The organism is Cytophaga hutchinsonii ATCC 33406 (assembly GCF_000014145.1).
GTDB classification, from domain to species: Bacteria; Bacteroidota; Bacteroidia; order Cytophagales; family Cytophagaceae; genus Cytophaga; species Cytophaga hutchinsonii.
The window spans coordinates 3,771,248-3,796,537 of the sequence record NC_008255.1; the positions used below are offsets into that span (position 1 = coordinate 3,771,248).

At 38.6% G+C, this 25,290-nt stretch carries 25 protein-coding genes; 5 read left to right on the plus strand and 20 right to left on the minus strand.

Going from position 1 to position 25,290, the window contains the following annotated elements; genetic code table 11:
• The first annotated feature begins 14 nt into the window (after window positions 1-14).
• Complete coding sequence (locus tag CHU_RS16055) at window positions 15-833, plus strand: hypothetical protein (RefSeq protein ID WP_011586647.1); 819 nt, start codon at window positions 15-17, stop codon at window positions 831-833.
• Between the two features lie 10 nt (window positions 834-843).
• On the opposite strand, the gene recO is transcribed toward CHU_RS16055, so the two are convergent.
• Both recO and CHU_RS16065 read right to left on the minus strand, forming a co-directional pair.
• Window positions 844-1,518, minus strand: a complete 675-nt coding sequence (gene recO, locus CHU_RS16060; protein WP_011586648.1) for a DNA repair protein RecO — start codon at window positions 1,516-1,518, stop codon at window positions 844-846.
• Complete coding sequence (locus CHU_RS16065; protein ID WP_011586649.1) at window positions 1,518-3,788, minus strand: two-component regulator propeller domain-containing protein; 2,271 nt, start codon at window positions 3,786-3,788, stop codon at window positions 1,518-1,520. The genes recO and CHU_RS16065 overlap by 1 nt, the downstream gene beginning before the upstream one ends.
• A 181-nt stretch (window positions 3,789-3,969) precedes the next feature.
• Between CHU_RS16065 and CHU_RS16070 the strand changes: the two genes are divergently transcribed.
• Window positions 3,970-5,046 (plus strand): hypothetical protein, encoded by a 1,077-nt coding sequence (locus CHU_RS16070; RefSeq protein ID WP_041932454.1) that lies wholly within the window; start codon window positions 3,970-3,972, stop codon window positions 5,044-5,046.
• A 77-nt stretch (window positions 5,047-5,123) separates the two neighbouring features.
• Here CHU_RS16070 and rodA read toward each other — a convergent pair whose 3' ends face one another.
• From rodA to CHU_RS16145, 15 genes are all read right to left on the minus strand, one after another.
• Window positions 5,124-6,428 carry a rod shape-determining protein RodA gene (gene rodA / locus CHU_RS16075; protein ID WP_011586651.1) on the minus strand — a complete coding sequence of 435 codons (1,305 nt, stop codon included), beginning with the start codon at window positions 6,426-6,428 and terminating at the stop codon, window positions 5,124-5,126.
• On the minus strand, window positions 6,428-8,266 hold the full coding sequence (locus tag CHU_RS16080; protein WP_041932455.1) for a peptidoglycan D,D-transpeptidase FtsI family protein: 1,839 nt from the start codon (window positions 8,264-8,266) through the stop codon (window positions 6,428-6,430). The genes rodA and CHU_RS16080 overlap by 1 nt, the downstream gene beginning before the upstream one ends.
• Window positions 8,267-8,271: 5 nt before the next feature.
• The gene (locus CHU_RS16085) at window positions 8,272-8,793 is read right to left on the minus strand and encodes a hypothetical protein (RefSeq protein WP_011586653.1); all 522 of its coding nucleotides are present in this window, start codon (window positions 8,791-8,793) and stop codon (window positions 8,272-8,274) included.
• Window positions 8,790-9,629: a rod shape-determining protein MreC gene (gene mreC, locus CHU_RS16090; protein WP_011586654.1), complete on the minus strand. Its 840-nt coding sequence runs from the start codon at window positions 9,627-9,629 to the stop codon at window positions 8,790-8,792. Before mreC ends, CHU_RS16085 begins: the two co-directional genes overlap by 4 nt.
• A 15-nt stretch (window positions 9,630-9,644) precedes the next feature.
• The gene (locus tag CHU_RS16095; protein WP_011586655.1) at window positions 9,645-10,673 is read right to left on the minus strand and encodes a rod shape-determining protein; all 1,029 of its coding nucleotides are present in this window, start codon (window positions 10,671-10,673) and stop codon (window positions 9,645-9,647) included.
• Window positions 10,674-10,782: 109 nt separating this feature from the next.
• Window positions 10,783-12,303 (minus strand): bifunctional phosphoribosylaminoimidazolecarboxamide formyltransferase/IMP cyclohydrolase, encoded by a 1,521-nt coding sequence (gene purH, locus CHU_RS16100; RefSeq protein WP_011586656.1) that lies wholly within the window; start codon window positions 12,301-12,303, stop codon window positions 10,783-10,785.
• A gap of 15 nt (window positions 12,304-12,318) precedes the next feature.
• Window positions 12,319-12,906: a phosphoribosylglycinamide formyltransferase gene (gene purN / locus CHU_RS16105; RefSeq protein ID WP_011586657.1), complete on the minus strand. Its 588-nt coding sequence runs from the start codon at window positions 12,904-12,906 to the stop codon at window positions 12,319-12,321.
• A gap of 108 nt (window positions 12,907-13,014) precedes the next feature.
• A complete protein-coding gene (locus CHU_RS16110; protein ID WP_011586658.1) occupies window positions 13,015-13,890 on the minus strand; it encodes a geranylgeranylglycerol-phosphate geranylgeranyltransferase in 876 nt (291 codons plus the stop codon).
• A gap of 6 nt (window positions 13,891-13,896) precedes the next feature.
• Complete coding sequence (locus CHU_RS16115) at window positions 13,897-14,397, minus strand: KdsC family phosphatase (RefSeq protein ID WP_011586659.1); 501 nt, start codon at window positions 14,395-14,397, stop codon at window positions 13,897-13,899.
• Between the two features lie 8 nt (window positions 14,398-14,405).
• Window positions 14,406-15,185, minus strand: coding sequence for a Rossmann-like and DUF2520 domain-containing protein (locus CHU_RS16120; RefSeq protein WP_011586660.1), 780 nt, complete (start codon window positions 15,183-15,185; stop codon window positions 14,406-14,408).
• A gap of 227 nt (window positions 15,186-15,412) precedes the next feature.
• Window positions 15,413-16,741, minus strand: coding sequence for an ammonium transporter (locus CHU_RS16125; protein ID WP_011586661.1), 1,329 nt, complete (start codon window positions 16,739-16,741; stop codon window positions 15,413-15,415).
• 453 nt (window positions 16,742-17,194) lie between these two features.
• Window positions 17,195-17,380: an exodeoxyribonuclease VII small subunit gene (gene xseB, locus CHU_RS16130; protein ID WP_011586663.1), complete on the minus strand. Its 186-nt coding sequence runs from the start codon at window positions 17,378-17,380 to the stop codon at window positions 17,195-17,197.
• Window positions 17,370-18,533: an exodeoxyribonuclease VII large subunit gene (gene xseA, locus CHU_RS16135; protein ID WP_011586664.1), complete on the minus strand. Its 1,164-nt coding sequence runs from the start codon at window positions 18,531-18,533 to the stop codon at window positions 17,370-17,372. The genes xseB and xseA overlap by 11 nt, the downstream gene beginning before the upstream one ends.
• Window positions 18,534-18,915: 382 nt before the next feature.
• Window positions 18,916-19,293, minus strand: coding sequence for a VOC family protein (locus CHU_RS16140; protein WP_011586665.1), 378 nt, complete (start codon window positions 19,291-19,293; stop codon window positions 18,916-18,918).
• A 137-nt stretch (window positions 19,294-19,430) separates the two neighbouring features.
• On the minus strand, window positions 19,431-19,892 hold the full coding sequence (locus tag CHU_RS16145; protein ID WP_011586666.1) for an Lrp/AsnC family transcriptional regulator: 462 nt from the start codon (window positions 19,890-19,892) through the stop codon (window positions 19,431-19,433).
• A gap of 164 nt (window positions 19,893-20,056) precedes the next feature.
• Here CHU_RS16145 and metE point away from each other — a divergent pair, with 164 nt between their 5' ends.
• A complete protein-coding gene (gene metE, locus CHU_RS16150) occupies window positions 20,057-22,384 on the plus strand; it encodes a 5-methyltetrahydropteroyltriglutamate--homocysteine S-methyltransferase (RefSeq protein WP_011586667.1) in 2,328 nt (775 codons plus the stop codon).
• Between the two features lie 61 nt (window positions 22,385-22,445).
• Here metE and CHU_RS19475 read toward each other — a convergent pair whose 3' ends face one another.
• The 3 genes from CHU_RS19475 to CHU_RS16160 form a co-directional block, all read right to left on the minus strand.
• On the minus strand, window positions 22,446-22,589 hold the full coding sequence (locus CHU_RS19475; protein WP_143144184.1) for a lmo0937 family membrane protein: 144 nt from the start codon (window positions 22,587-22,589) through the stop codon (window positions 22,446-22,448).
• 105 nt (window positions 22,590-22,694) lie between these two features.
• A complete protein-coding gene (locus CHU_RS16155; protein ID WP_143144183.1) occupies window positions 22,695-23,540 on the minus strand; it encodes a zinc-dependent peptidase in 846 nt (281 codons plus the stop codon).
• Window positions 23,534-23,986, minus strand: a complete 453-nt coding sequence (locus CHU_RS16160; protein ID WP_011586669.1) for a hypothetical protein — start codon at window positions 23,984-23,986, stop codon at window positions 23,534-23,536. Before CHU_RS16160 ends, CHU_RS16155 begins: the two co-directional genes overlap by 7 nt.
• 171 nt (window positions 23,987-24,157) lie before the next feature.
• On the opposite strand from CHU_RS16160, the gene CHU_RS16165 reads away from it, so the two are divergent.
• Together CHU_RS16165 and CHU_RS16170 are read left to right on the plus strand one after the other, a co-directional pair.
• Entirely contained in the window at window positions 24,158-24,553 is a 396-nt protein-coding gene (locus CHU_RS16165) for an HYC_CC_PP family protein (protein WP_041932456.1), read from the plus strand.
• Window positions 24,554-24,799: 246 nt separating this feature from the next.
• A complete protein-coding gene (locus CHU_RS16170; protein ID WP_011586671.1) occupies window positions 24,800-25,264 on the plus strand; it encodes a heavy-metal-associated domain-containing protein in 465 nt (154 codons plus the stop codon).
• The last annotated feature ends 26 nt before the right edge of the window (window positions 25,265-25,290 follow it).

Sequence of the window (25,290 nt, forward strand, 5' to 3'; positions counted from 1 at the left end):
TAAACCATACAACCATGAAAAAAAGTTTTATAAGCCTTGCTCTTATTGCAGCTTTATTTGCCTGCGAAAATCCGAAAGAAAGCCCTACAGAAAAAGGTGCCGATTCATCTGATGTGATCCTTAACGATTCCACATCTTTAGGGGAGGTTAAAGAAATTGAACTTGTTCCGCTAAAGGATTCTCCTGAATTTTCAGATGCTATTTTAGAATTAAATGCACCTGAAGATGGCTCTGTTCAAAAGTCGAACAAAGTAACATTCAACTATGAAATAAAAAATTATCAATTAGCTAAACCTACGGTTGAAGGCTCTTGCGCGATCAGCTGTGCGAACTCAGATAAAGGACAGCATATTCACTTAATATTAAACAATGCACCTTATTTAGCTAAATACGAACCATCATTCACGGATAGCTTACCGGATGGGAATTACATTGCGTTATCTTTTCTTTCCCGTTCATACCACGAAAGCTTAAAGCATTTTGGCGCTTCTGATGTAAGACAGTTTACGGTTGGTAAAGTAGCAAAAGAAAAAATTGACCTTTCAAAGCCGATGCTTTTTTACAGCAGACCTAAAGGAGAGTACAAAGGAAAAGATACTGAAAATGTATTATTGGATTTCTTCCTTACAAATACCGTTTTATCTGAAAAAGGTAATAAAGTACGTGCTACCATCAATGGTAAAACATTCCTTATTACAGACTGGAGAGGTTATATTCTTAAAGGGTTACCAATGGGTGAGTCAACAATCAAGTTAGAATTGCTTGATGCCTCAGAAAATCCGATCCCGGGTAAATACAATGTTGTTGAGCGTACCATTACGCTTACTAAATAATTCAGGTGTCTTATTCGAGCACTTCACGCAACACACCGATGGAGTGCATATCACCAAAAGATTCTATTTGATTTTTATAAAAAGCAATCACTATATCCAAAGCCTCTCTTCGATGAACATTTGTTGAAGAGAAGCTTTCGAAATAGGTATACTTCATACAATTTTCCAGGTACGTAATAATTTCAGCAGACGGTTTATACAAACTGTTTTCCCAAACACTTTTTGTTTCCTGCGGGAAAAATCCCAGATAAAAAGAGTAGCGCAGCATAAACGAAACGTGAAAATTCAATACGTTTTTTTCAATCTTATCTAATGCATGAAGGGAATGAAATAAAAAATCAAACAATTCCTGATTATCGGATTCTTCTTTTAATGTTTTTAACAGCAGTTCAGATAAAAAAATGGAGATGCTCGTTTTATGTATGTCAAATGGAATTGAAAAATAGGGCTCAGCACAACGCATTTCTGAGATACGCTGTAAGCCATGATTGTTCTTATGATATACAACCATGTCTAATAATGTTAAAGGCTGAAAAAGCGCAATTTTATTTTTTGCTTTTGCACTCCGCACGCTATTTATGATATAGGATTGCAGCCCGAATGCTTCTGTATATACTTTAGCGATAATAGACGTATCACTGTATTTAATATAATTTAAAACAATACCTTTTGTTTTATGAAGCATTATTGAACAATTGCTATTTTACCAACAAATTTTTCTTCCCCTTTATCGGTTGTGGCAAACACTAAATACATTCCTGTCTCTGCTTTAATGCCGGCATAATTAATCATGTTCCAGGTTGCAGTACCGCCATTCGATTTTGCTTCGTAAAATAGTTTTCCCTGCATATCTGTAATTTTAACCATCACATTATCCTTTAGCCCTTCAATGGTTATTACACCGCTATACCCGGGGCGCACCGGATTAGGGAAGATTTTAGCTTCACTGAAATCTTTGTTGCTTTCCGTAGCATCTGATCTGTATGAAATAATTCCTTTATCTGTAGCAATAAATACCTCACCTGTGATCGCATGAATATCAATAGAAACAATATTGTTCGAATACAACGGGCTGTTATTAATTGTATAAAAGGCAAGTGCTTCTGTAAAATTATCATTGAATAACCACAAGCCTTCCGTTGTACCAACCCATTTACGGTTACCGCCATCTGATTTAATGCACGTAACATTTTTATCAAACAATACCCCAAACCCATTATAAATAGGCGCAGAAAAAGATCCGGAAAAGGCTCTTGACGGATCATAAAATGCGGAAAGTCCCTGCTCACTTCCAACCCACACTACACCTTTCTGGTCAATATCTATACAGTTAATCCGATTACTTGGTAAGTTGCCTTGTGTGGAAGAGGTTGTAAAATAGCGCACCTGATTATTTTTTTCATTAAAGACAATCACGCCTTTATCCATTCCATTGGTTCCATAGCGCATCCATTTATTGCCAACCGAATCAATTTTTACTTGAAGTAAATACCTGCTTTCATTTTTAGACGTATTTAATGTGTAACTGGACCATACACCTTTTTTAGTCCGTGCGTACAAACTAGGCTGAAAAACCGGCGTGCCATAGGTTGCAAACCATACCGTGCCTTTAGAATCTACATCAATTCCCGTTACATTCATTGTTTTCATTGGGGTGTCTGTTGTATCGTGTCTGACAAAGGTATTAGGTTGCTGAAAACTGACATAACCATATCCAAAGGTGCCTACATACAAGGTATCATCAAAGGAATTGTAACTGGAAGTAAGGTTATCTCCAATGCCTGGCGGATAATTACTGTTGTACTGATCGTAACTTCTCCATTTATCCTGCGCCTGAAACTCATAAAATCCATCCGGTCTGTATTGAGGAAAGTATACACTATTGTACCCTCCGCTATTTGCGATGATGGTATTTTTATAATAATATAAATTGAACGTTGTAGTACTGGAAGGGCCGTTTAATTGAAAATACGAATAGGTATCACCTCCATTTTTACCGACTAATCCTTCGTTTACATCTGCCAGCCACAAATTTCCTTTACGATCATATATAGCTTCGCGTAAATTTTTAAATGAGTTTGTAGTAAAGACTTTTGTGTAGGTTGTAGGATTATCAATGGTATACAGATTGTTGTTGGCACAGACCAAAAGCTGGTTGTTTGATTTAATCAGGTTCCAGCAAGTGGATGTTGCATCCAGTGTCAATCCGATATTTTGCCAGGAACTTCCGTTCAACACAAAAACACCAATAGTAGAAACGCCTGCATAAATCCTTCCATTTAGTTCACCTACGGAACGTGACAGACTGGTAGAAATATTCGTGTATACTTTCCAGTTAACAAAATCCATTAAATTAATTCCCGGCTTATTGTAAGAGGCACTCATGATACCGTATTGTGTAGCCAGGAACACCGAGTCCTGAGTTGCATTGAGCACACAGGCATATACGATATTCGGCAATGCATTTATTCTTAAATTCATCCACGATTCTACAACTTCATTCCTAACCAGGTCAATCACTGTAACGCCGTAGTCGCAGCAAACAAACGCTCTTGTTTTATATATGGTAATGTTGTTTATTTTTTTAGAGCCAACAATACTTGACCGGTAGATTACATCAAAATTTTCAAGCCGTCCGTTTTTAATGATATCTATATTTCCGCTGGTATAACCAATGAGTCCTGTATTCGTTTCTTCATTAAACCGGATAACCGAAATCTCATGTTCCGAAAGCCCGTCAATTTTTGACAGTGGTTCCATGGAATTTTCGGAAAGATCAAATGTAAAACTGCTTTTTGCTGAAGAGACATACAGCTTATTATTTGCGTATGCGATGGTTGAAGCAGATTTTGAAGGCAAATGCGTTCGCCATACACCAATTGGGATATTTGAATTTGTCTGAGCAATACTACCCAATACGATTATAAAAAGTGATAATGTAGCGAAAAGGCGCATACGAAGTTAATTTTAGACCTTTATTTAAAACGAATTTACAATTACTTTATGGTATTTGAATCAAAATTATTTCTGTTAGAGTAAATTATACTTAAATAATTTCGTTAACTTATTTAAGTGACTTTTTTTCAAAATTGAATCTTCTAATGTAACTTTGATAAACTTAACCGAATATACCGATATGAGCCAACTTCAATTAGATAAACCTACGATACAATCTTACGGAGTTGCCCTTTCTGAGAAACTAACAACTGATTTTTTTTCATCAAAAGACGTTATTAAAGGGGAAGAAATTGTTCGGTTTACAGATATCGAACAGTTGAATTTTTTCATTTTAATGAATTTGTTTGACCGCTGGAAAGAGGAGATAAACAGACTTAAAAGCCCTTATTTTAATTACGAAGAAGAAGAAGTTTCCCTTGCATTAAAATCATTTGTCAATAAAGTTTCCAGACATATTGCTGTACGCAAAGAGTTTTTCAAACCGCTTGTACAAAAAGCAATTGTTGATACACTTACCTATTTAATCAGCCCTGTAGAATTCATTGAACAGGAATTTGGCAAAATCGATCAGCTTTCAAAATCGGATCTGGCAGATAAACAAAAGTTCTTTAAATTATATAAAGATACCATTACGCTTTGGTTTGAAAAGATAGAACAGTCTTCCAAAGAATTTTTTTCTGCCAAAGAAATTATTGACTTATACAAAGCTTCAGCACCGCGTCAGCATACCGTTCAATATTCAGATCCGGTTGTAGACAAATTCAATCAGTTATTAAAATTGAACATTGCTGTTGCAGCTTCGCAACAAGCGAATGTTGACCGGTTATATAAAATAACGCCTGCAGAAACTGCTTCCGTCAACGAAACGCCGCTTCCTGCTGGCTCTGAACAGCCAGTAACTAAAATTCCGGAAAACAGGATCAGTCAGCAGTTTTCTAAGCCCGCCTTAACGCTTAACGAAGAATTAAGACAAGGATCTACTGTAGGTACTTCTATTGCCGAGCGATTAAGTAAAAGTAAAATTGAAGACATTAAATCGTCGATTCCATTAAACCTGAAATTTTTATTTATTAATGTTTTATTTGACGGTAAGGTTATTGAGTACAATGAAGCATTGGCGCATATTGAAGAATGCTCTGATTTTGAAACGGCTCAGCAGGTATTAATCGAAAAATACAGCAAGAAAAATAAATGGGATATGCATACGGAAGAAAAAAATGAATTCTTCCAGATCATAGAACGGAAGTTCTATTAATCCTGAACGCTTCTAAAAAAAACAAAACCCGGACCAATTGATCCGGGTTTTGTTTTTATGTGTGTGCTGATTATTTTTTAATGGCCCGCCAATACCTGACCTCTATGTGAATCAAGCTTCAGAAAAACAAACAGTAATATTGTAAACGACCAAAGTGAAGAGCCCCCGTAACTAAAGAAAGGAAGCGGTATCCCGATAACAGGGAATAAACCGATGGTCATACCAATATTCACCATAAAGTGGAACAGGATAATACTTGCTACGCTGTACCCATATATTCTGGAAAAACTATCCTTTTGGCGTTCCGCTAAAAAGACAAGCCGCATCATAAAGAGCACATACAGTATAATCAGAATGGTACTGCCAAACCAGCCGTGCTCTTCACCTATTGTACAGAAAATAAAATCTGTGCTTTGTTCCGGCACGAAGTCAAATTTGGTTTGTGTTCCTTCCAGGAAGCCTTTTCCAAAAAAATCACCTGAGCCGATGGCTATCTTTGATTGGTGTACGTGGTAACCCACATCACGAATGTCAAGTTCGGTATCAAACAATACCATGATCCGGTTTCGCTGGTGTTCCTGAAGTATTTCAAAAAAGATTTTATGTACGCCAAAAACAAAGCCCACACTCATAGCAAATATCAGTAAGATTATGCTTAACCGGTTCAGCAATTGTTTGCGGGTCATTCTTAACCGGTTGATCAGGAAATACGCAATGATCAATCCGAATAAAATTCCCAGACCGATTAAAATTGGTTTAACGCCTACAGCCAGTGTCAGCACAAACAACAATGTAACAAAAACGCCGATCAATAAAAGCGTACCCGGCAACCCTTCCCGGTACATAACCAAAATAAATGCGGAGAATACCAACATACCTCCGGTTTCATTTTGTAATAGAATTAATGCACATGGAATACCTAATAGTATAGCTGCTTTCAGCATGGTATCCAGGCGTTGAATGTTTGTATTTATATTTCCCAGAAAACGGGCCAACGCTAATGCCGTTGTGAATTTTGCAAATTCTGCGGGCTGTACCCGTACAATTCCCAAATCAAGCCAGGAGCGCGATCCGTTCACTTCTGTACCGATGAAAATGGTTGCAAGAAGAATAAGCATGGACAATACATAAAAAATATACGAGAAGGTAGAATAGAATTTATAATCAATAACCAATATAGCTACAATCAGCAGGAATGCCCCGCCGATCCACATAAGCTGCTTGCCGGAGTTGATCGAAAAATCAAAGATATTGCTTACCGCTTCCGGGTCGTATACAACGGCATAAATATTCAGCCATCCTAAGAATACAAACAGGATGTAGAACCCAACGGCTATCCAGTCGAGGTTATTGGTGATATTTATTTTATCGTCGGAGCGCATTAAGGTTTTACTTTAACTTTATGCAATAAATTTTTATTCAGAATCATATCTTCCAGAGGTTTTCTGGTGATTGTATCCTTTAAGTATTTTTCAATCATTAAATGAGCGATCGGTGCTGCTGTCATGGCACCAAAGCCGGCATTTTCAACATAGACAGCAATGGCAATTTTAGGTTCCTTTTTAGGAGCAAATGCAATGTATACAGAGTGGTCATCACCATGCGGGTTTTCAGCCGTACCGGTTTTTCCGCAAATATCAATATCCTTTATTTTTAGCCAATACGCCGTACCGCCCAAAACTACCTGCTCCATACCATCAATAATGGGTTCAAAATATTTCGGTTCAACAGACGTTACATGTTTGTTTTTATATTCTTCTAATATGTGACCATCCTTACCTATGGATTTGATAAAGTGCGGAGTTATGTACCAGCCTTTATTAGCAATCAATGCAGCAAGGTTGGCCATCTGAATCGGCACAACATTTATTTCTCCCTGACCGATACTTAATGAATAAATGGTTGAAAATTTCCAGTGCAGATCACCATAGATTTTATCGTAGTATGCATTACTCGGAATGTTTCCGCTTTTTGAACTTGGAAGATCCACCAGCATTTTTTGTCCGAAACCTAAGGTCAGCATATTGTGGCGCCACTCATCAAAATTGATTTCGGTGTCTTTAAACTTATTCGGATTTTTATCCTGGCTGATCATTTTTTTGTAGACCATATAAAAATATGGGTTACACGACCATTGTATAGCCCCTCTCAAGTCCTGCGGAGACGGGTGGTTGTGGCAATTCACCAATGTTTTATCACACGGGAAACGACTCTTGTCTGTGATCACACCTTCCTGCAAAGCTACTGCAGCCTGCGCCAGTTTAAAGATTGAACCCGGCGGATACATGGCCATAAGCGGCCTGTTGAATAATGGCTTATAGGGATCTTTTTCTAATTCTTTATAATTCGCGGAATATTTTCTTCCCGTTAATAAATTAGGATCATAGGTAGGCGAAGAAATAAACGCTAATATTTCCCCTGTCTGCGGTTCAATAGCCACTACACAGCCAATTTTATTTTGCAGTAATTTTTCGCCGTACTGCTGCAGATCAATATCAAACGTAGAAATTAAATTTTCCCCGGGTGCTGAAATCGTATCGAATACGCCGCCTCTGTATTTTCCTTTCAATACACCATGTACATCTTTCATGATATATTTTACGCCTCGTTTACCTCGCAGTTCTTTTTCGTAATACAATTCTAAACCGCTTTGCCCGATGTAATCTCCTTGCTTGTAATATCCATCGCTTTGCTTTTCCAATGCTTTCGGACCAATTTCACCTATATAGCCCAAGGCGTTTGCTGCCGAAGCATACGAATACGAACGTACGGTACGTGCCTGTGTATACAGGCCCGGATAATCATTCATGTAATCCTGAATGTGTGCGAAATCTTCTAAGGATAATTGTTTAAAAAGTGTTTGCGGTTTGTTTCTGCTGTACCCGATATTTTTTTTCGGATTTTTAATATCAACCATCAGCTTTTTAAACTCCTCAGGAGTTATACCAAAACGGTTGCAGAATAAAACAGTATCAGTTAATTTAAACTCTTTTGTAACAACGGTAATATCAAATACTGGTGTATTGAATACCAGCAAATCTCCATTGCGGTCATATATCAAACCACGGTAGGGATAATCCACTACCTTTTCGATTGCATTTATTTCAGCCTCGATTTTATAAGACGAATCTAATACCTGAAGGAAAAACAGACGGATTACATAAATCAATCCGATTGCAACCATGATTGCCTGAACAACCAATTTTCTTTCCTGCAGCATAAACGTTACCGGGAGTTGTGTCTATACAAAAATAAAAACTGATACAATATCACCGCAATAAGCGTAAGCATGGTGGTAGAGATAATTTTCAAAAAGGTAACACCAAAATGTGTTGAGCCTAATGATTCAATTAAAAAAACAACCGTTGTGTGAATGAGTATTAATATAAATGCATAGATGGCATGCCACTGAATACCCATGTTGAAAATATTAACCGATTCAAACGAATCATAGCCGCCTTGCGGGCTCAATAGCCTTACAACAGACGGACGCACATACATGATCAGCAATGCGGCTGACGTATGTACACCTGGCGTGTTAAAGAAAATATCTATTGCAAAGGTATAGGCAAATGTAATAAACAGCAATGCCAGTCTGGGCAGATAAAAAGGCAATTGAATGATGAAACCTATATAAATAAAACAGGCTGCAACATCCCATAGGGCCGTTGTTCTGAATACCAATACCTGCAGCAAGTATATTAAAAGTGCCTGAACGAATTGCTTTATTATATCCGTTACATTCATTGTTTCATATCTTTTACGAATGGAGCTTCCAGGCTATCCTTTTCCTGTTTCAATGAATTGTTTATAATGAAAACATAATCCATTGCGGTGAAATCTGTTGCGAGCTTCACATCGATTGTCCAGTAAGCCCCGCCTTCTTCAACAACATTTTGTATAACACCTACCAACAAACCTTCCGGGAACAAGCTTTCTTTATATCCGGAGGTCACTACGGTGTCTCCTATTTTAATTTTATGGTGGCGGCCAACATTGGTGAAGCGTACATTGTTGGGATTTTTACCGCCCCATTCAATGATCCCGTCAGCCTTTGTATTTTTAATCCGGGCAGAAACAGACCACTTGGTATTGAGGATAGAAATTGCTGTAGAGAAATTTTCTGAACAGGCTTTTATTTGTCCCGCTATGCCATTTGGCGAGATGACACCCATACCGATAGCGACTCCATCGTGTGTACCTTTATCCAGTGTGAAGAAATTATTTGCGTAGATGGTATTATTATTAATAACGCGTGCTACAGATACGTTAAACTGTTTCACTTTTAAGATCGGAACGGATGTGTCAGCGTTTATTTTATTTTTCTGCAGTTCAATAAATAATTGGTTTTTCAGCTCGGCATTCTGCTTTGCTAAATCTTCATTGATCTGCGTCAGATTAAAATATCCTGTAACCGCTTTATCCATTTCAAGTGTTTTACCAACTACATTTTTAGATGTGCTGAAATAAGCGGCGCCCTGATATGGATTATAACGTACAATACATCCTAAACAAAAGAGTTCCAGGCATACAAATACCAGGAACACTCTTAAGTTAATAATAAATTGGAGTAAGCGATACATCTGAGATTACTAAGATCAAATCATCAATACGGCACGGTATCTCTTCACGTCTTTTACAGCAATGCCTGTACCTTTAACTACTGCACGCAACGGATCTTCTGCAACGTGGATCGGTAGTTTTGTTTTCATTGCCAAACGTTTATCAAGGCCTCTCAATAATGCACCACCACCCGTTAAGTGGATACCATTATCATAAATATCTGCAGACAATTCCGGCGGCGCAATTTCAAGTGCTTTAAGAACTGCTTCTTCAATTTTAGAAACCGATTTATCTAATGCGAATGCGATTTCAGAATACGATACTTTAATAACTTTCGGAATACCTGTCATCAAATCACGACCGCGGATTTCAAAATCTTCCGGGGGATTATCCAATTCAGTTAATGCGGATCCAACTTCGATTTTCAAACGTTCTGCTGAACGTTCACCGATCAATAAGTTGTGCTGACGGCGCATGTAATCAAGAATATCTTTGCTGAACACGTCACCCGCTACACGGATCGACTGCTCGCAAACGATACCCGATAATGCGATAACGGCGATCTCAGTTGTACCACCACCGATATCAACGATCATAGAACCGATCGGTTGTTCAATATCAATACCTAAACCAATAGCTGCTGCGATTGGCTCGTAAATCATGTATACTTCTTTTGCTCCGGCGTGTTCAGCGGAGTCACGTACAGCTCTTTTTTCAACTTCCGTAATACCGGAAGGAATACAGATTGCCATGCGGTATGATGTTGGTGCTAAAAAGCTTTTACCTTTATCAATCAATTTGATCAGTCCACGGATCATTTCTTCTGCTGCGTGGAAATCGGCAATTACCCCATCTTTAAGCGGACGGATGGTTTTTATATTCTCATGCGTTTTTTCATGCATCTGCATGGCTTCACGACCGATGGCTTTTACTTTACCGGTAACTTTATCCAATGCAATGATTGAAGGCTCATCAACAACAATTTTATCTTTGTAAATGATTAATGTATTGGCTGTACCTAAGTCAATTGCAATATCACTCGTGAAAAAATCAAACATTCCCATATCTGTATCTCCTAAATTTCTTGAACTTTAATTCTTTAAATTACAAATTTTATTTATATCTCCGATATAAATCAATGATTTATTCGAAAACCTCAATTTCAATATTTTTTTAATGTTTGAAATGACGGAAGCCGGTACAAACCATAGCCATATTATTTTTATTGCAATAATCAATTGACTCCTGGTCTTTGATTGAACCGCCAGGTTGTATTACGGCAGTTATGCCGGCAAGGTTTGCCAGTTCCACACAGTCGGGAAACGGGAAGAAAGCATCCGATGCCATCACGGCACCTTTCAGACTAAACCCGAAAGCCTTAGCCTTTTCAACCGCCTGGTTAAGCGCATCAACACGGGACGTCTGACCGACACCGCTTGAGATCATATGATCTTCCGTAGCGAAAATAATGGCGTTTGATTTAGTATGTTTTACCAGTTTGTTTGCAAACAGCATCGCTCTCTTTTCAGCATCTGTCGGCTGGCGGTTTGTAACCGTTTTGAAATCTTCCAGGGTTTCTGTTTTCGAATCTGCATCCTGTTCGATTACCCCATTCAGCAATGTTTTAAATTGTTTTTTGGCAAATGTAACCGGTTTGCGCAGCAACAGAATTCTGTTTTTCTTTTCTTTCAAAAGATCCAATGCGTCCTGATCGTATTCGGTAGCAATCAACACTTCAAAAAACAGCTTGTGTAATTCTTCCGCGGTAGCTTTATCAACCTTTGTATTTGTAATGATCACTCCGCCAAATGCAGAGATCGGATCAGACGCCAATGCCTTTAGGTATGCGTCTTTACCGGTTTTAGCCGTTGCAATACCACAGGCATTGTTGTGCTTAAGTATCGCGTATGTTGTATCTGTAAATTCATCGATCAAGCCTACCGCAGCATCTACGTCCAATAAATTGTTGTACGATAATTCCTTACCGTTCAATTTATTAAACATGGCATTCAGATCGCCGTGGAACGTACCTGCCTGATGCGGATTTTCGCCATAACGTAATGTTTGAGAAGAGCGGATGCTGTGTTTGAAACCTGTAATATCATCACCGGCAAACCAACGGTAGATTGCGGTATCGTAATGAGACGTAATGTCGAATGCTTCACCTGCAAATCTGAAACGGTCTTCGATATCTGTAGCGCCGCCTTTTGCATCCAGGATAGATTCCAATACACGATACTGTTCTTTGGAAGCAAGGATCACAACATCTTTATGATTTTTAGCAGCTGCACGGATCAATGAAACCCCGCCAATATCAATTTTTTCAATGATGGCCTGTTTTTCGGCTCCCGATGCAACCGTTTCTTCAAACGGGTACAGGTCAACAATTACCAGATCAATTTCAGGTATGTTGTATTGAGCAATTTCAGATTGATCGCTTGTGTTTTCACGACGGTTTAAGATGCCGCCGAAGACATTCGGGTGAAGTGTTTTTACTCTTCCGCCTAAGATAGATGGGTAGCCGGTAAGGTCTTCAACAGGAACAACAGGAACATTCAACCCTTCAATAAAGCTTTGCGTACCGCCTGTAGAATATATAGTCACTCCATTTGCATGAAGTTTTTTCACTAATGAATCAAGATTGTCTTTATAGAAAACAGATATTAATGCAGATTTGATCTTCTTGCTTGCCATGATCGAATATGAAATTTATAGGGACTTATTTATTTGTTCTTCAATTACCAAAGGGAAATGTTTGTGCTCCAGTTCGTGTATTTTTTCTGCTACGGACTCCGGTGTATCGTGCGATAATACATCAAAGGCTGCCTGAAATACAACTTCACCTTTATCGTATTCCTCGTTTACTTTATGAATGGTGATTCCGGTCTGTTTGGCTTTCGTTTCAATAACCGCCTTATGTACATGCATACCGTACATACCTTTGCCACCAAAAGCAGGTAATAAGGCAGGGTGTATATTTAAAATACTATTTGGAAATGCCTGGATAAGGCTTTTTGGAACCAGCCATAAAAAACCGGCCAGTATTACCCAGGAAATACCTGCTGCTTTAAGTTCATCCACAATGATGGTTGAATCTTTAAACTCTGCTTTTGTAAATACACGGGTAGGTATAGACGCTGCTTTTGCTCGTGTAAGCGCGTAAGCATCAGGGTTGTTGGATAAAAGCAGGGCAACTTCAACGCCTTCCTTTTCTTTGAAATAATCAAAGATCCGCTGCGCATTTGTGCCTGAACCAGATGCGAATATTGCTACTTTAATGGGTTTGGAAACCTGCATGAAACGTAATTAAGTCGCAAATATAGTGAATTTTACCATGTTAGACGTTACATGTTGAAAATGATAAAATGCCTGTTTGGTTTGGAAAAAAGTACCGAAAACGTGTTTTCAGAGCAAAACCATGCTGATAACGCCTGCCACCATGATCCATTTGCATAAAAAACTGAGCTGTAAAAATTGTGCGCTCGTATCGGCTTTTGAAAGCTTTATAAGCAGCCAGATAAATAAGGGTGCCGGAAAAATCAAAAAATACAGTTGCGTATTTAGTTGTGCCTGAATTAAAATGATGCTGATGATACCGATAAATAAGAGGCTGATCAGATAAATAACATTTTTTGTTTTGCGGATGCCCCATATAATCGGCAGTGTTTTACAGCCGAATTCTTCATCCCCTTTTATATCTTCCATGTCTTTGATTATTTCCCGTACAAGAGAAATAAAGAAAGCGAACAGCGCATAGAGTAACAGCGTTTGTTTTGCTGTTCCATATAAAAATACAGGCATATATACCGAAAGCCCCGTTAATACGGAGATCAGCAGATTGCCGATGAGTGCGGTTCGTTTGAGTTCATTTGCATAAAGCCACATGAGTATTGTTGTAGCAACGATTATGGCAAAGATTTTCCAGCCTAAAAAAATTGCCAGAAAACAGGCAAGCGTATTCAGTATAAAATGAGAAACGAGAGCAACTCTTCTGTGCAGTACTTTGCCGATAACCACACGCTTGGGCTTGTTTATGAGATCAATTTTTACGTCGTAATAATCATTGATGATATACCCTGCCGCGGCAACAAATACAGTACATACCACGAGCAGAAAAAACTTCCAGTCGGTTGATATTTCATAAAAAGACGGGGTGCCGTTACCAATAATAAAATACCGGCACATGTATTGTGTAAATGCCAGGATAATAAGATTAAGGCTTCGTGTAAGCTTTAAAAAAGCAAACAGGGATTTCTTAATATGTATTTTATTAACCGGCATATGTGCTTACCAATTTTGAGGATGCCATTTACCCTGCGCGCGCATTACTTTTTCGATCACGTCGCGTACTGCACCCTGGCCTCCATTGTTCGGAGAAACATATTTGCAGATGGGTTTGATGTCGATGGATGCATCTGCCGGGCAGGTTGGAAAACCTACCAGTTTCAGCATTTTGTAATCCGGAATATCATCGCCCATATATAAAATGGTTGACGGGTCAACATGTTTTGTTTGTGTATATTCATTAAACAATGTGAGCTTATCTTTCACTCCAAGGAATACATCTGTAATACCCAGAAATTTAAGACGTTTACGGACACTTTCCTGTTCACCGCCACTAATGATCACGATGTGATAACCGGCAGCCAGTGCTTTTTCAATGGCATAACCATCTTTTACAAAAAATCGGCGAACCTGCTCACCAGATTCATATGCAATTACACAACCATCTGTTAATACACCATCCACATCGAAAATGAATGTTGTTATATCTGAAAACTCTGCCATAAGAACTATTATTCCGATTCTAAATTACCTGTTTTATCTATGCTTTCGCTTATGTTGCGATAAATATTTTGAAGCAATGCATCTTCCTTTAATAAAGAAAGATGTTTCTCCATTGTTAATACATCCTTTCTGACCGCCGGTCCAGTCTGAACCTCAACCGGATGTTTTGTAAATGCTTTCTGTATCGTGGCTTCAACCAATGGCTGAAGAATGTGATAGTCAATTGATTTTTGCTGCAAAATTGTTGCTGCCTTACCCAGCAGGTGGTTTGCGAAGTTACTTGTAAGTACTGCCGCCAGATGGATGTATTTTCGCTGTTCGGTATCCGTTTCAAAATATGGTGCATGCAATAATGCTGCGGCCTGCTCCAGTACTTGAATGGCTGCTTCTGAACCGGCTTCAATCAGTATTGGTGTATTGTTCCAGCGGACATTACTAGTCCGGCTGAATGTTTGCAGGGGATAAAATACCCCTACATTCTGATGAAAGCCTGTGTTTTGCAGGATTTGCGTACCTGATGTATGTGCCACAAGTGTTTCACGTGCATAGGAATACTGCTCAAACACAGCATTCAATACATCATCTTTAACGCTGATGAGTATAAGGTCTGCGTTGATGGAAGTTAAATCGTGGGTGGAGAGAATCGTAAGTGCAGGAAATTCACGTTTAAGTACATCTAACGCTGCCTTATTGCGTGCGTGTACAAACAGCGTTACATCTGCTGCCGTGTAAAAAGCCTGTATTAAATGGTATGCAACATTTCCTGAGCCAATAACAACAATTCTCATGGTGTAAAAATACTCAAATCAATGTAAAGGCAAAGAGAATTTTTAGCTTAAGTCGCTTAACGCAGCAGTTAACATACGGCTGGTCATGTTAACCGCAAGACACATAATGTATTTTCGTAACTACCCAAAGATTGCAGTTGATTTCCGATCGTTACAGATTAAAATAAAAAAGAGAGGCACGGGTTAGCGCCTCTCTTTCTGTTCGTTTTATCAGAATAAGATGATTTTTATTTTTTAACTAAATCAGCAATTACGAATTTTTCATCGTGCTGCGTTGTATCTAAACCTAATTCTTCTTCTTCAGCAGTTACTCGTAACGGAGAGATTTTATCTGTTATGAATAATAAGATGTAAGAACCAATTAGAGAATATGCAACTACAATCACTAACGCTAATAAGTGTTTTAAGATCAATGTAGTTGAACCGTCGATAAATAAACCTTGCTCAGCAACTGCAGCATTTACAGCAGTACTCGCGAATAAACCTGTCATGATCATACCAGTCATACCACCTACACCATGGCAAGGGAATACATCCAGTGTATCATCAGCAATTGATGTTTTAGCAAGCAATACGATTGCTGCAGCAGAGATCATACTGGCAACAGAACCGATGAATAACGCCTGAGAAACAGTTACGAAACCAGCAGCAGGTGTAATAGCAACCAAACCAACTACGGCACCGATGGAGAAGCCCATTGCAGATGGTTTTTTACCACGAGCAGCTTCAACAAATAACCAGGCAATACCTGCAGCACCTGCAGCAACGTTTGTAGCAGCAAAAGCAGAAGCAGCCAATGGATTAGCAGCAGCAGCAGAACCTGCGTTGAAACCGAACCAACCGAACCAAAGTAAACCAGTACCTAATAAGATATAAGGAACGTTGATTGCAGTCGGGTGATTTTTATCTTTTCTTTTACCTAAGTAGATCGCACCTGCTAATGCAGCACAACCAGCAGACATGTGCACTACGGTACCACCTGCAAAGTCAAGAACTCCCATTTTATATAAGAATCCATCCGCATGCCAAGTCCAGTGAGCAATTGGTGTGTAGATGAATAAGCAGAATAAGATCATGAAAATGATGTATGAAGTAAAGCGGATTCTTTCAGAGAATGAACCTGTGAAAAGTGCTGGCGTGATTACCGCAAATTTCAATTGAAAGAATGCAAACAATACGAAAGGAATTGTTCCGAATGGAGCATGTTCTAATACGCCGTTAAACATGAAGTATGTTCTTGGATCACCTACAAAACCACCGAAACTGTCTCCGAATGCCATACTGAAACCAATTACAACCCAAAGGATACTGATAATCCCCATGGCAACAAAACTCTGAAGCATGGTTGAGATTACGTTTTTAGGGTTCACCATACCGCCGTAGAAGAATGCCAGACCCGGAGTCATAAGCAATACAAAGGCTGCTGATGTGAGTAGCCAGGCAATATCACCTGAATCTAACCCTTCGGTTATGGTTTCTTTAGGCAGTCCTGGATTTAATAATGCTAGTACGCAAACTACTAGAAGTACAATAAGTGGGGCGAATTTTTTTAACATAATTCAAAAGGGTTAGTTTTAGAATATTTTACTGTATAATCGACTTGTTCGTTAATTATACCTCAAAACTAACCCCATTTTATTTAAAAACAATACATTTTTAAAAAAATGAGTTCAAAATGTAAGCTATTTATTAAAAATATATAAAAAAATGCTTTATCGGGGGTTAAATTAAAACTTAATAAAATACAATTTGAAATGAATTGCCTGTATCCTGCTTTATTAAGGCGGTATGCGTTGTGAAAAAGTGCCGGACCAACTAATGGAAGAAATGTATAATTATATATCTGTAAAACAGACTTATACAAAAAATGAAGCTTTTTAAGATTTTAGTGCTTTTGAAGTGAGCCGTAAGAAAAAAATCGGACGTTATGTATGATAAAAGATATATAATTAAGCCTGCAAGGATTAACCTAGAGGCTTAATTAACATGGATTTTGCATTGAAATAAAATTACTGCAGCACATCCCGCACATCGCCTTCTATCGTGCGCAGTTTTGTTTCGCAATATTTGATCAGTTCATTCGCCTGCATTACTTTTTCAGTAAGTGTATCCAGCATGATCGAATCATCTTCTATCTGCTCAACAATTTCTTCCAGCTTTAAAAGTGCTTCGGTATACGTTAAATTACTTTCCATTTTTTTTCTTTTTTGTAACCGTTGATTGAACGGTCTCCTTATCAAATTGAATCTGGATCTCTGTGCCCACGTCAATAGCAGACGGATCTGTTATGATGACATTATCCTGTTTTACAATGGCAAAACCTTTTTTTAATATTGTAAGCGGGTTCGATGCTTTTACAAATCGTTTTATTTCCTTGAGATTATTTTTCGCGTTTGTAAATAATCCATCAACGGTATGTACCATGCGTTCCTTCAATATCAGCACGGTTTGTTCAAACTGAAAATTCCGCTGAATAATAACATTGGCAACTTTAGTTGGTGTCTTTTCCTGCCGCGCCATTAAATCTGCAATGCTTGTATTCCGGTCATGCCCGATACCGGTTAAGATAGGGACGGGAAAGGAAGCGATCCGTTGTGCAAGATCGTATGCATCAAATGCTTTAAGGTCGAGCTGAGAGCCGCCGCCGCGAACAATCGCAACAACATCGTATTTTTCCTTTTGCGCTTCAATCAGCAACAGTTTGCCGATAATGAATTCATGTGCCTTATCTCCCTGAATCTGCGTTACAAATTCATCCACATGAAACGCATAGCCATATGGGTTATTTCCCAATTCCTGCCTGAAGTCGCGCTGCCCGTCAGACTCCGGCGCGGTGATCAATGCAATGCGCTGCACTACTGCCGGCAGCGGAAGTGATTTATTAAATGTATAATACTGTTCACCAACCAGCCTTACGTAATCCGGATTTTCTTTTACCAATCGGTCCAGTGTTTCCTGCCGTTCTGCCTCTAACTTACCTAATGTATAGGCATAATCAATTTCAACGATTTCAAGTTTTAGCCCCCAGCGTTTGTGAAAGGTTACTTTCACTCTGCAGGTAATTTCTAACCCGTCTTTAAAAAGCTGTTTGGTTTCTTTTTCAAATTTTTCAATGTAGGCATAACCGGGTGTCCAGAATACCGCACCGATTTCTGCCGTAACATTCTTGCCTTCTTTTTCGATGAGCTTTAAATAACACCAGCGTTTGTCGGGCTTTTTATTTACGTCGCTTATTTCAGTTGTAATCCAAAACGTGTCGCCATAAAAGGTAGCAGCAAGGCAATCTTCTATCTCTGAAATAAATTCGGAGAGCCGAATGCTGGGTATGGATTTGTTTATAAGTTTCATTTGTAACACCTGACTGGTTGGCAGCTTACGCGAATAAACTACAGATCTATTTTAAATTAATTTGTGTAACCGTGCATGACCATGGCTTACTTACATTCGACCCAAAACATGCCATGGGTCGGTACGTTTAAGTGGTAGCACTTTTTGTAAGATCACAACTAATCGTTTCACTTAAACTACCAACCACTATGCAGAAATATTTACCGCAAGAAACACTATCAGATTTATTGGCCTACTGGCTCTAGTATACCGCAGTGGAACTACTGTTTCCTATTCGGTAGTCTTTGACTGCATTTCATTCAATTAACAATGTAATCAAAAACTACGGAATGACAGATACCTCGGCCGCCGCGGACTGAAGACTGATGCCAGAAAAGCGCGATTAATCTTTCTCTCCTTCTACGATCCACCATTGGTTACCGAACGGATCTTCAAAACCTGCTGTGTAGCCGTATTCTTTTTTATCCGGAGGCATTAAATTTATTGAACCTTTTGCAAGTGCTTTTTCATACACCGCATTTACTTCCAGCAAATAAATATACATGCCGGCAGGTTTTTCTTTCCAGCTGTCTCCCGCCTGTGCAAACATAATCACGGCATCAAAAATTTTTATTTCGCCGTGCATGATGCTGCCGTCTTCTGCGGGAACAATCATCTGTTCCGTTGCACCAAAAACTTCTTTCGCAAATGTTAAAAATCCTTTCGAATCTTTTAAAATAAGATACGGCATGACGGGCAGATATTCGGATGGTATTTTCATAGCTTAGATTTTTAGGTTTACATAAATATACGTATTCCCTAATTTTAAACGTAACAAACGACAAAGTAAAACGCAACACTTCTCACGTGCAAGACTGATTGAGTTGTTACTATTCTTCAGGTTACTTTTGGTTGTTACTATATCGGTATTGCTGTTGAATGCTTAATCTCGCCAATCACAAAAATACTATGCGCGCTTCCAATATTTTTTATGGAACCCAACCCATTCATGACAAAATTCTGATAGTGCGGCATGTCTTCTACCAGAATCTTTAACATAAAATCGTATTCGCCGGAGATATTATAGCACTCTACAATTTCCGGTAAGGCAATAATTTCTTCCACAAATTTTTTACCGATATCTTTGGTATGCTGCTTCAGCGATACGTTACAGAATACCGTTAAGCCGCGTTTCAATTTCTGATTGTCGAGTATGGCAATATACTTTTTAATATAGCCTTCGCGCTCTAACCGTTTTACACGCTCGTAAATAGGTGTTGTGGTTAAATGCAGCTGATGCGCCAGTTCTTTTGTTGTAATGTGCGCGTTTTCCTGAAGGGCACGCAGTATGTCTAAATCAATTTCGTCTAAGTGCTGCATAAGATGTTTTTTCTGAATACTGTACTTTAATGTATGTATTTTAGAGTATTTTTCTTAATAAATAATCAAATCAGTAACTTTTACTTACTTTTTTGAAATATTGTGGTTTATAAATCCACATATATACTTTTGCATAGAATTATATTCTAAATATAGATAATTTTATGATAGCACACAATTTAGGTTACCCGCGTATCGGTGATAACCGCGAACTTAAAAAAGCATGCGAACAATACTGGTCGGGTGCCATTACACAGCAGAAGCTGCAGGACGTTGCGAAAGCAATCCGTACCAACAACTGGCTTACACAAAAAGATGCCGGCCTTGATCTGATTCCCTGCAACGATTTTTCTTTCTACGATCAGGTACTGGATATGTCTTTTATGCTTGGCCTGATACCGGAACGTTTTTCTTCGTTATTACAAAAAAAAGATCTTACCGAGCTGGATATTTATTTTGCTATGGCACGCGGATACCAGAAAGACGGCTATGATATCACTGCTATGGAAATGACAAAGTGGTTTGATACCAATTACCATTACATCGTACCCGAGTTTCGAAAGGATCAGAAATTTTCACCCATTTCTGAAAAAGCGATCCGTGAATACACCGAAGCAAAAGTTGTTATAGGAAAAGCTGCAAAGCCGGTATTATTAGGCCCTGTAAGTTATCTGCTTGCCGGAAAAGAAAAAGAAGCCGGCTTCAACCGCATTGAATTAATTGAAAATTTATTACCTGTGTATACAAAGCTTCTTGCTACGCTGCAGCAGAACGGTGCAGAATGGATTCAGCTGGATGAACCCTTCTTAGTGATGGATCTTACTGTGCAGGAACGCAAAACATACGAAACAACCTATACCGCGTTACGCAATTTATTCCCGTCTTTAAAATTTATTGTTGCTACGTATTTTGAATGCACAGGAACCAATATTGATATAGCTGCCAAACTTCCGGTAGATGCCTTACACCTGGATCTGGTTCGTTGTCCGTCTCAGTTAAGCGATATTCTTACACCGGCTTTCATTTCATCAAACACCATGCTTTCACTTGGTGTTGTTGATGGCCGCAATGTATGGAAAAATGATTTCTCAACATCAAGTACATTCATTACCAAAGCTATTGCTGCATTGGGTAAAGAGCGCGTAATGATTGCCCCTTCCTGCTCACTGCTGCACGTACCGTGCGACCTGGACAATGAAAAAAATGGAAATGTATTAACGCCGGAAATTAAAAACTGGATGGCATTTGCCAAACAGAAACTGCATGAAGTTGCTGCACTGAAAAAACTGAATCGTGCGCCGATGCAATCGGAAGAGTTACGGTTACTGAAAGCAAATACAGAATCGATTGAAAATAGAGCCAAATCTAAACTCATTCATAAACAACATGTAAAGGCACGAGTGAAAGCAGTACAGCCGTCAGACTCACAACGTAAGAGTTTATTTAAATCCCGTCAGCAGATTCAGGAAAAAGCCTTGCAGCTACCCTTAATGCCGACAACAACAATCGGTTCTTTTCCGCAGACAGATGAAGTACGTGCAAACCGCGCTAAATATAAAAAAGGCGATATCACATTAGCTCAATACGAAGACTTTGTAAAAACCGAAATGACAAAGGCAATTGAGTGGCAGGAAAAAATTGGCATTGATGTATTGGTGCATGGTGAGTTTGAGCGCAACGACATGGTTGAATATTTTGGTGAACAATTAAAAGGATATGTATTCTCTGAAAACGGCTGGGTACAAAGCTATGGTTCGCGTTGTGTAAAACCGCCTATTATTTATGGCGACATTGAACGTACAGAACCAATGACCGTTGCCTGGACAACACTTGCCCAATCGCTTACAAAAAAATACATGAAAGGCATGCTTACCGGTCCGGTAACAATTTTACAATGGTCGTTTGTACGCGATGACCAGCCACGCAGAGATACCTGTATGCAGATTGCTTTTGCTATCCGCGATGAAGTTGTAGATCTGGAAGCCGCCGGCATTAAGATTATACAGATCGATGAACCTGCGATCCGTGAAGGGTTGCCGTTGCGGAGAGAGAATTGGGAAACATATTTAAACTGGGCGGTAGAATGTTTCCGTATTTCCGCATCGGGTGTGAAAGATGAAACACAGATTCATACACATATGTGTTATTCAGAATTCAATGATATCATAAAAAATATTGCTGCCATGGATGCGGATGTGATTACGATTGAAACATCCCGTTCACAAATGGAATTACTCGACGCCTTTGTGGACTTCAATTATCCGAATGAGATCGGGCCCGGTGTATACGACATCCACAGCCCGCGGATACCAACAACCGATGAAATGGCAGACCTGTTAAACAAAGCCATGCATGTGCTTCCGGTACGCAACATCTGGGTAAATCCTGATTGCGGATTAAAAACACGCAGATGGCCTGAAACAGAAGCAGCATTGATTAACATGGTAGCTGCCGCTCAAAAGATCCGTAAAGAGATCACGACGGTAGTTTAAAATAAAATACCGTTCCGACAGTCACCGGAACGGTATTTTTATTTTACTATCAACAATGTTTTCATCCGCGGATTACGCGTAATAAAACGGCAATGATTGCAATCACCAATAAAATATGAATGATACCGCCCTGATTGTAACCGAACAATCCGATCAGCCAGGCAATAACCAAGATCACAGCAATTAAATAAAGCAAGTTTCCCATATATACGTTTGTTTAAAATTAATAGAATTTAAAAACTATTTGATATAAAACATGTCTGTGGCAATTGTTGATTGGCACAGTTTAAGTTTCCAACAGATTTACAGCTTACTTTCTTTTATACGTATACATACCTAATGGATCCTGCCGCAATACCTTTGTCAATGCAATATACATGGCAGGCTGGTTTGCATAAAAATGTCCCGGCCGTTCGAAAAAATATTCTACAGCAACTGCAAAATATTCATTCCGATCTACTTCACTATATTCCTTGTATTTTGATTTGCCGCTTGCTATATATTTTTCAGCTTCGTTTTTATATAACTGCATCAAATCATAATACCGGTTGAATCGAAACATTTTAGATGAAAGGTTATTTAACTGATGTTCCAGTGTAAAAGCCATAGCTAAAATTTTCAAACCCGGATTATACCCATCGTGAAAAGAATCAAAACCAGCACGAAAATCATCCCAGGGAATTTCAACTTCTTTTGCCTTATGCATATGCTGAAGCGATTCCAGCTCGTTGTTTGAAATATGTATGGCATCAAAATGTGACAAGTAATATGCTTCCAGGTGGAACATGATCAATGTTGCAGCAGCTGCAATCATTACTTTCATTTCTTCTGTTATTTCAATGGAATCTTCTGAAGTGAATTTTTTATTCACTAAAAAATGATGCACACGTTTTCTGAATGCTCTTTGATCATCCTTTGATAAGCGGTTATAATAATAAAACCGTTCTTCAAGAATGGCGCATCTGGAACTGCTTAAGGGCAATAAATACCGGAATATTTTCGATAAATGAATTTCGTAAATAATACACTGATTGATTATGATGGCTGAAACAATTACGATAACCGTTCCGATAAACCACCACGGGCTTGTTTTCTGATCCGGCGCCACACCCGGATATTGCTGCTGTTGTAAAAGAATTTGTAAGAGTATTAACATATGGATTGGATTGCATAAACAGTATTATTCCAGCTTACCGTATCGCCGGTTTTTTTCCCCATAAATAATTTACCTATCGGCGAATCCGGTGCAATGATAAAATACTGCTTATCCTGGAACGTAATTAAACCGATACTGATCGAGATATAAAAAATTCCTTTAGATGTTGTTACCAGAGAACCTGGAATAATTATTTCAGAGATCCGGTCCGTAACAATTGCCTGCATCATACCCTCTAGTTTTTCTGCTTCTGAAAGTTGTTTGGTATTTTTTTCTATTTCAAGCTGCGCCATGGCCCTGCCTGTTTCGTATTTATCACCGGCACTGCTTTTTGTTTCTTCGTTTGCAGACGATTGCGTTTTTTTTATTTCTGTTTTAAGGCGTGTAATACGCTCTAATACATAATCGTTGCAGTAGGTATATAAATCGTTTTTAAGAGTAATCATTTATATTTAAAATCTATGAACAAAAGCATCACAGGAACGTTTTGTAAACCAATGTGGTTATTTATACGTAAAAATAGCATAAATAGCTTCTGATTAAGAAATTCTATTTAATTATACTTTTTAACTTAAATTTTATAACAATTAACCGGTTAAAAATTTGTTACTTTGAATATGAAAAAATTCATTTCCATACTATGTATTCTATTGCTGCTGATTGCTACAAGCAACCTGGCGGTAAATATACATTTTTGCGGAGGTGCCGTTTCTTCTATTGATTTTTTTGGAAAAAGTACTGGTTGCGGATCTTGCGAAACAAAAGGTTCTTCGATTAATGCTGAATCCTGCTGTAAAAATATAGCAGCAATCATTCATACAGACGACACTACAACTTCTGGTTTTTCTTTTCAGACAGCACAGCAATCTGCTATTGCACTCCCGGTTACATTTACCTATACATCTCAGATCTCTTATGCTTCTGAAATTTTAACAGGATCTGTTACCTGTAATGCACCTCCTCACCTTTCTGCACAGCCTTATTATATATTGTACAGAAGCCTGATCATTTGATTGTTATTTTTACTTGTGCAAACCATTCCCGGCTGCACTCAAATTCCTATTCTGACACACTGTTAAACGATAATGCGCCGATCAATTATTATTGATCTGTATGAGCATTGTAACAATCTATTACTGTACACTAGAGTCTTCGTGAAGATTTTAATGTATTGTAACGATATTAATCGAATAAAACAGCAACAGAATAAATATACATCTCTCTTAAAAAAATTATCAATTACTAAACATCTATAAATCATGAAAACGATTATTTTCTCAATAGTATTTGTATGTGCAGGCTTTATACAGACTGCATTTGCAACAAAAAATCACTATGAAACGGCTACTTTTAAAGTAAGCGGTATGTGTGAAATGTGCAAGAACAGAATTGAAACTGCTCTTAAAGCAAACACAGCCGTGCAAAGCGCCACCTGGGATGCAGACACAAAAGTAGTAACAGTAGTATATAATCCGCATGCTGCTACGGTTGACCAATTGCAACAGCTTGTTGCAGATGCAGGGCATGATACAGAAAAAATAAAAGCGACAGACGCTGCTTATAAAGCATTGCCAAAATGCTGCCAGTTTAACAATGCTGATAAAAATTGCTGCGCGAAAAAATGCTGTAAAAAGAAAGCATGTGTAAAAGATTGCTGCACAGCTGAATGTACTACAGATAAAGCCTGCACAAAAGATTGCTGCCAGGCTGCATGCTGCAAGTAAGCATTAATTCTTATTCGTCGGGCCTG

Bases quoted from the DNA above. Each gene is read 5' to 3' on its own strand.
- CHU_RS16055 (WP_011586647.1), top strand. From the start codon at position 15: ATGAAAAAAAGTTTTATAAGCCTTGCTCTTATTGCAGCTTTATTTGCC.
- recO (WP_011586648.1), bottom strand. From the start codon at position 1,518: ATGCTTCATAAAACAAAAGGTATTGTTTTAAATTATATTAAATACAGT.
- CHU_RS16065 (WP_011586649.1), bottom strand. From the start codon at position 3,788: ATGCGCCTTTTCGCTACATTATCACTTTTTATAATCGTATTGGGTAGT.
- CHU_RS16070 (WP_041932454.1), top strand. From the start codon at position 3,970: ATGAGCCAACTTCAATTAGATAAACCTACGATACAATCTTACGGAGTT.
- rodA (WP_011586651.1), bottom strand. From the start codon at position 6,428: ATGCGCTCCGACGATAAAATAAATATCACCAATAACCTCGACTGGATA.
- CHU_RS16080 (WP_041932455.1), bottom strand. From the start codon at position 8,266: ATGCTGCAGGAAAGAAAATTGGTTGTTCAGGCAATCATGGTTGCAATC.
- CHU_RS16085 (WP_011586653.1), bottom strand. From the start codon at position 8,793: ATGAATGTAACGGATATAATAAAGCAATTCGTTCAGGCACTTTTAATA.
- mreC (WP_011586654.1), bottom strand. From the start codon at position 9,629: ATGTATCGCTTACTCCAATTTATTATTAACTTAAGAGTGTTCCTGGTA.
- CHU_RS16095 (WP_011586655.1), bottom strand. From the start codon at position 10,673: ATGGGAATGTTTGATTTTTTCACGAGTGATATTGCAATTGACTTAGGT.
- purH (WP_011586656.1), bottom strand. From the start codon at position 12,303: ATGGCAAGCAAGAAGATCAAATCTGCATTAATATCTGTTTTCTATAAA.
- purN (WP_011586657.1), bottom strand. From the start codon at position 12,906: ATGCAGGTTTCCAAACCCATTAAAGTAGCAATATTCGCATCTGGTTCA.
- CHU_RS16110 (WP_011586658.1), bottom strand. From the start codon at position 13,890: ATGCCGGTTAATAAAATACATATTAAGAAATCCCTGTTTGCTTTTTTA.
- CHU_RS16115 (WP_011586659.1), bottom strand. From the start codon at position 14,397: ATGGCAGAGTTTTCAGATATAACAACATTCATTTTCGATGTGGATGGT.
- CHU_RS16120 (WP_011586660.1), bottom strand. From the start codon at position 15,185: ATGAGAATTGTTGTTATTGGCTCAGGAAATGTTGCATACCATTTAATA.
- CHU_RS16125 (WP_011586661.1), bottom strand. From the start codon at position 16,741: ATGTTAAAAAAATTCGCCCCACTTATTGTACTTCTAGTAGTTTGCGTA.
- xseB (WP_011586663.1), bottom strand. From the start codon at position 17,380: ATGGAAAGTAATTTAACGTATACCGAAGCACTTTTAAAGCTGGAAGAA.
- xseA (WP_011586664.1), bottom strand. From the start codon at position 18,533: ATGAAACTTATAAACAAATCCATACCCAGCATTCGGCTCTCCGAATTT.
- CHU_RS16140 (WP_011586665.1), bottom strand. From the start codon at position 19,293: ATGAAAATACCATCCGAATATCTGCCCGTCATGCCGTATCTTATTTTA.
- CHU_RS16145 (WP_011586666.1), bottom strand. From the start codon at position 19,892: ATGCAGCACTTAGACGAAATTGATTTAGACATACTGCGTGCCCTTCAG.
- metE (WP_011586667.1), top strand. From the start codon at position 20,057: ATGATAGCACACAATTTAGGTTACCCGCGTATCGGTGATAACCGCGAA.
- CHU_RS19475 (WP_143144184.1), bottom strand. From the start codon at position 22,589: ATGGGAAACTTGCTTTATTTAATTGCTGTGATCTTGGTTATTGCCTGG.
- CHU_RS16155 (WP_143144183.1), bottom strand. From the start codon at position 23,540: ATGTTAATACTCTTACAAATTCTTTTACAACAGCAGCAATATCCGGGT.
- CHU_RS16160 (WP_011586669.1), bottom strand. From the start codon at position 23,986: ATGATTACTCTTAAAAACGATTTATATACCTACTGCAACGATTATGTA.
- CHU_RS16165 (WP_041932456.1), top strand. From the start codon at position 24,158: ATGAAAAAATTCATTTCCATACTATGTATTCTATTGCTGCTGATTGCT.
- CHU_RS16170 (WP_011586671.1), top strand. From the start codon at position 24,800: ATGAAAACGATTATTTTCTCAATAGTATTTGTATGTGCAGGCTTTATA.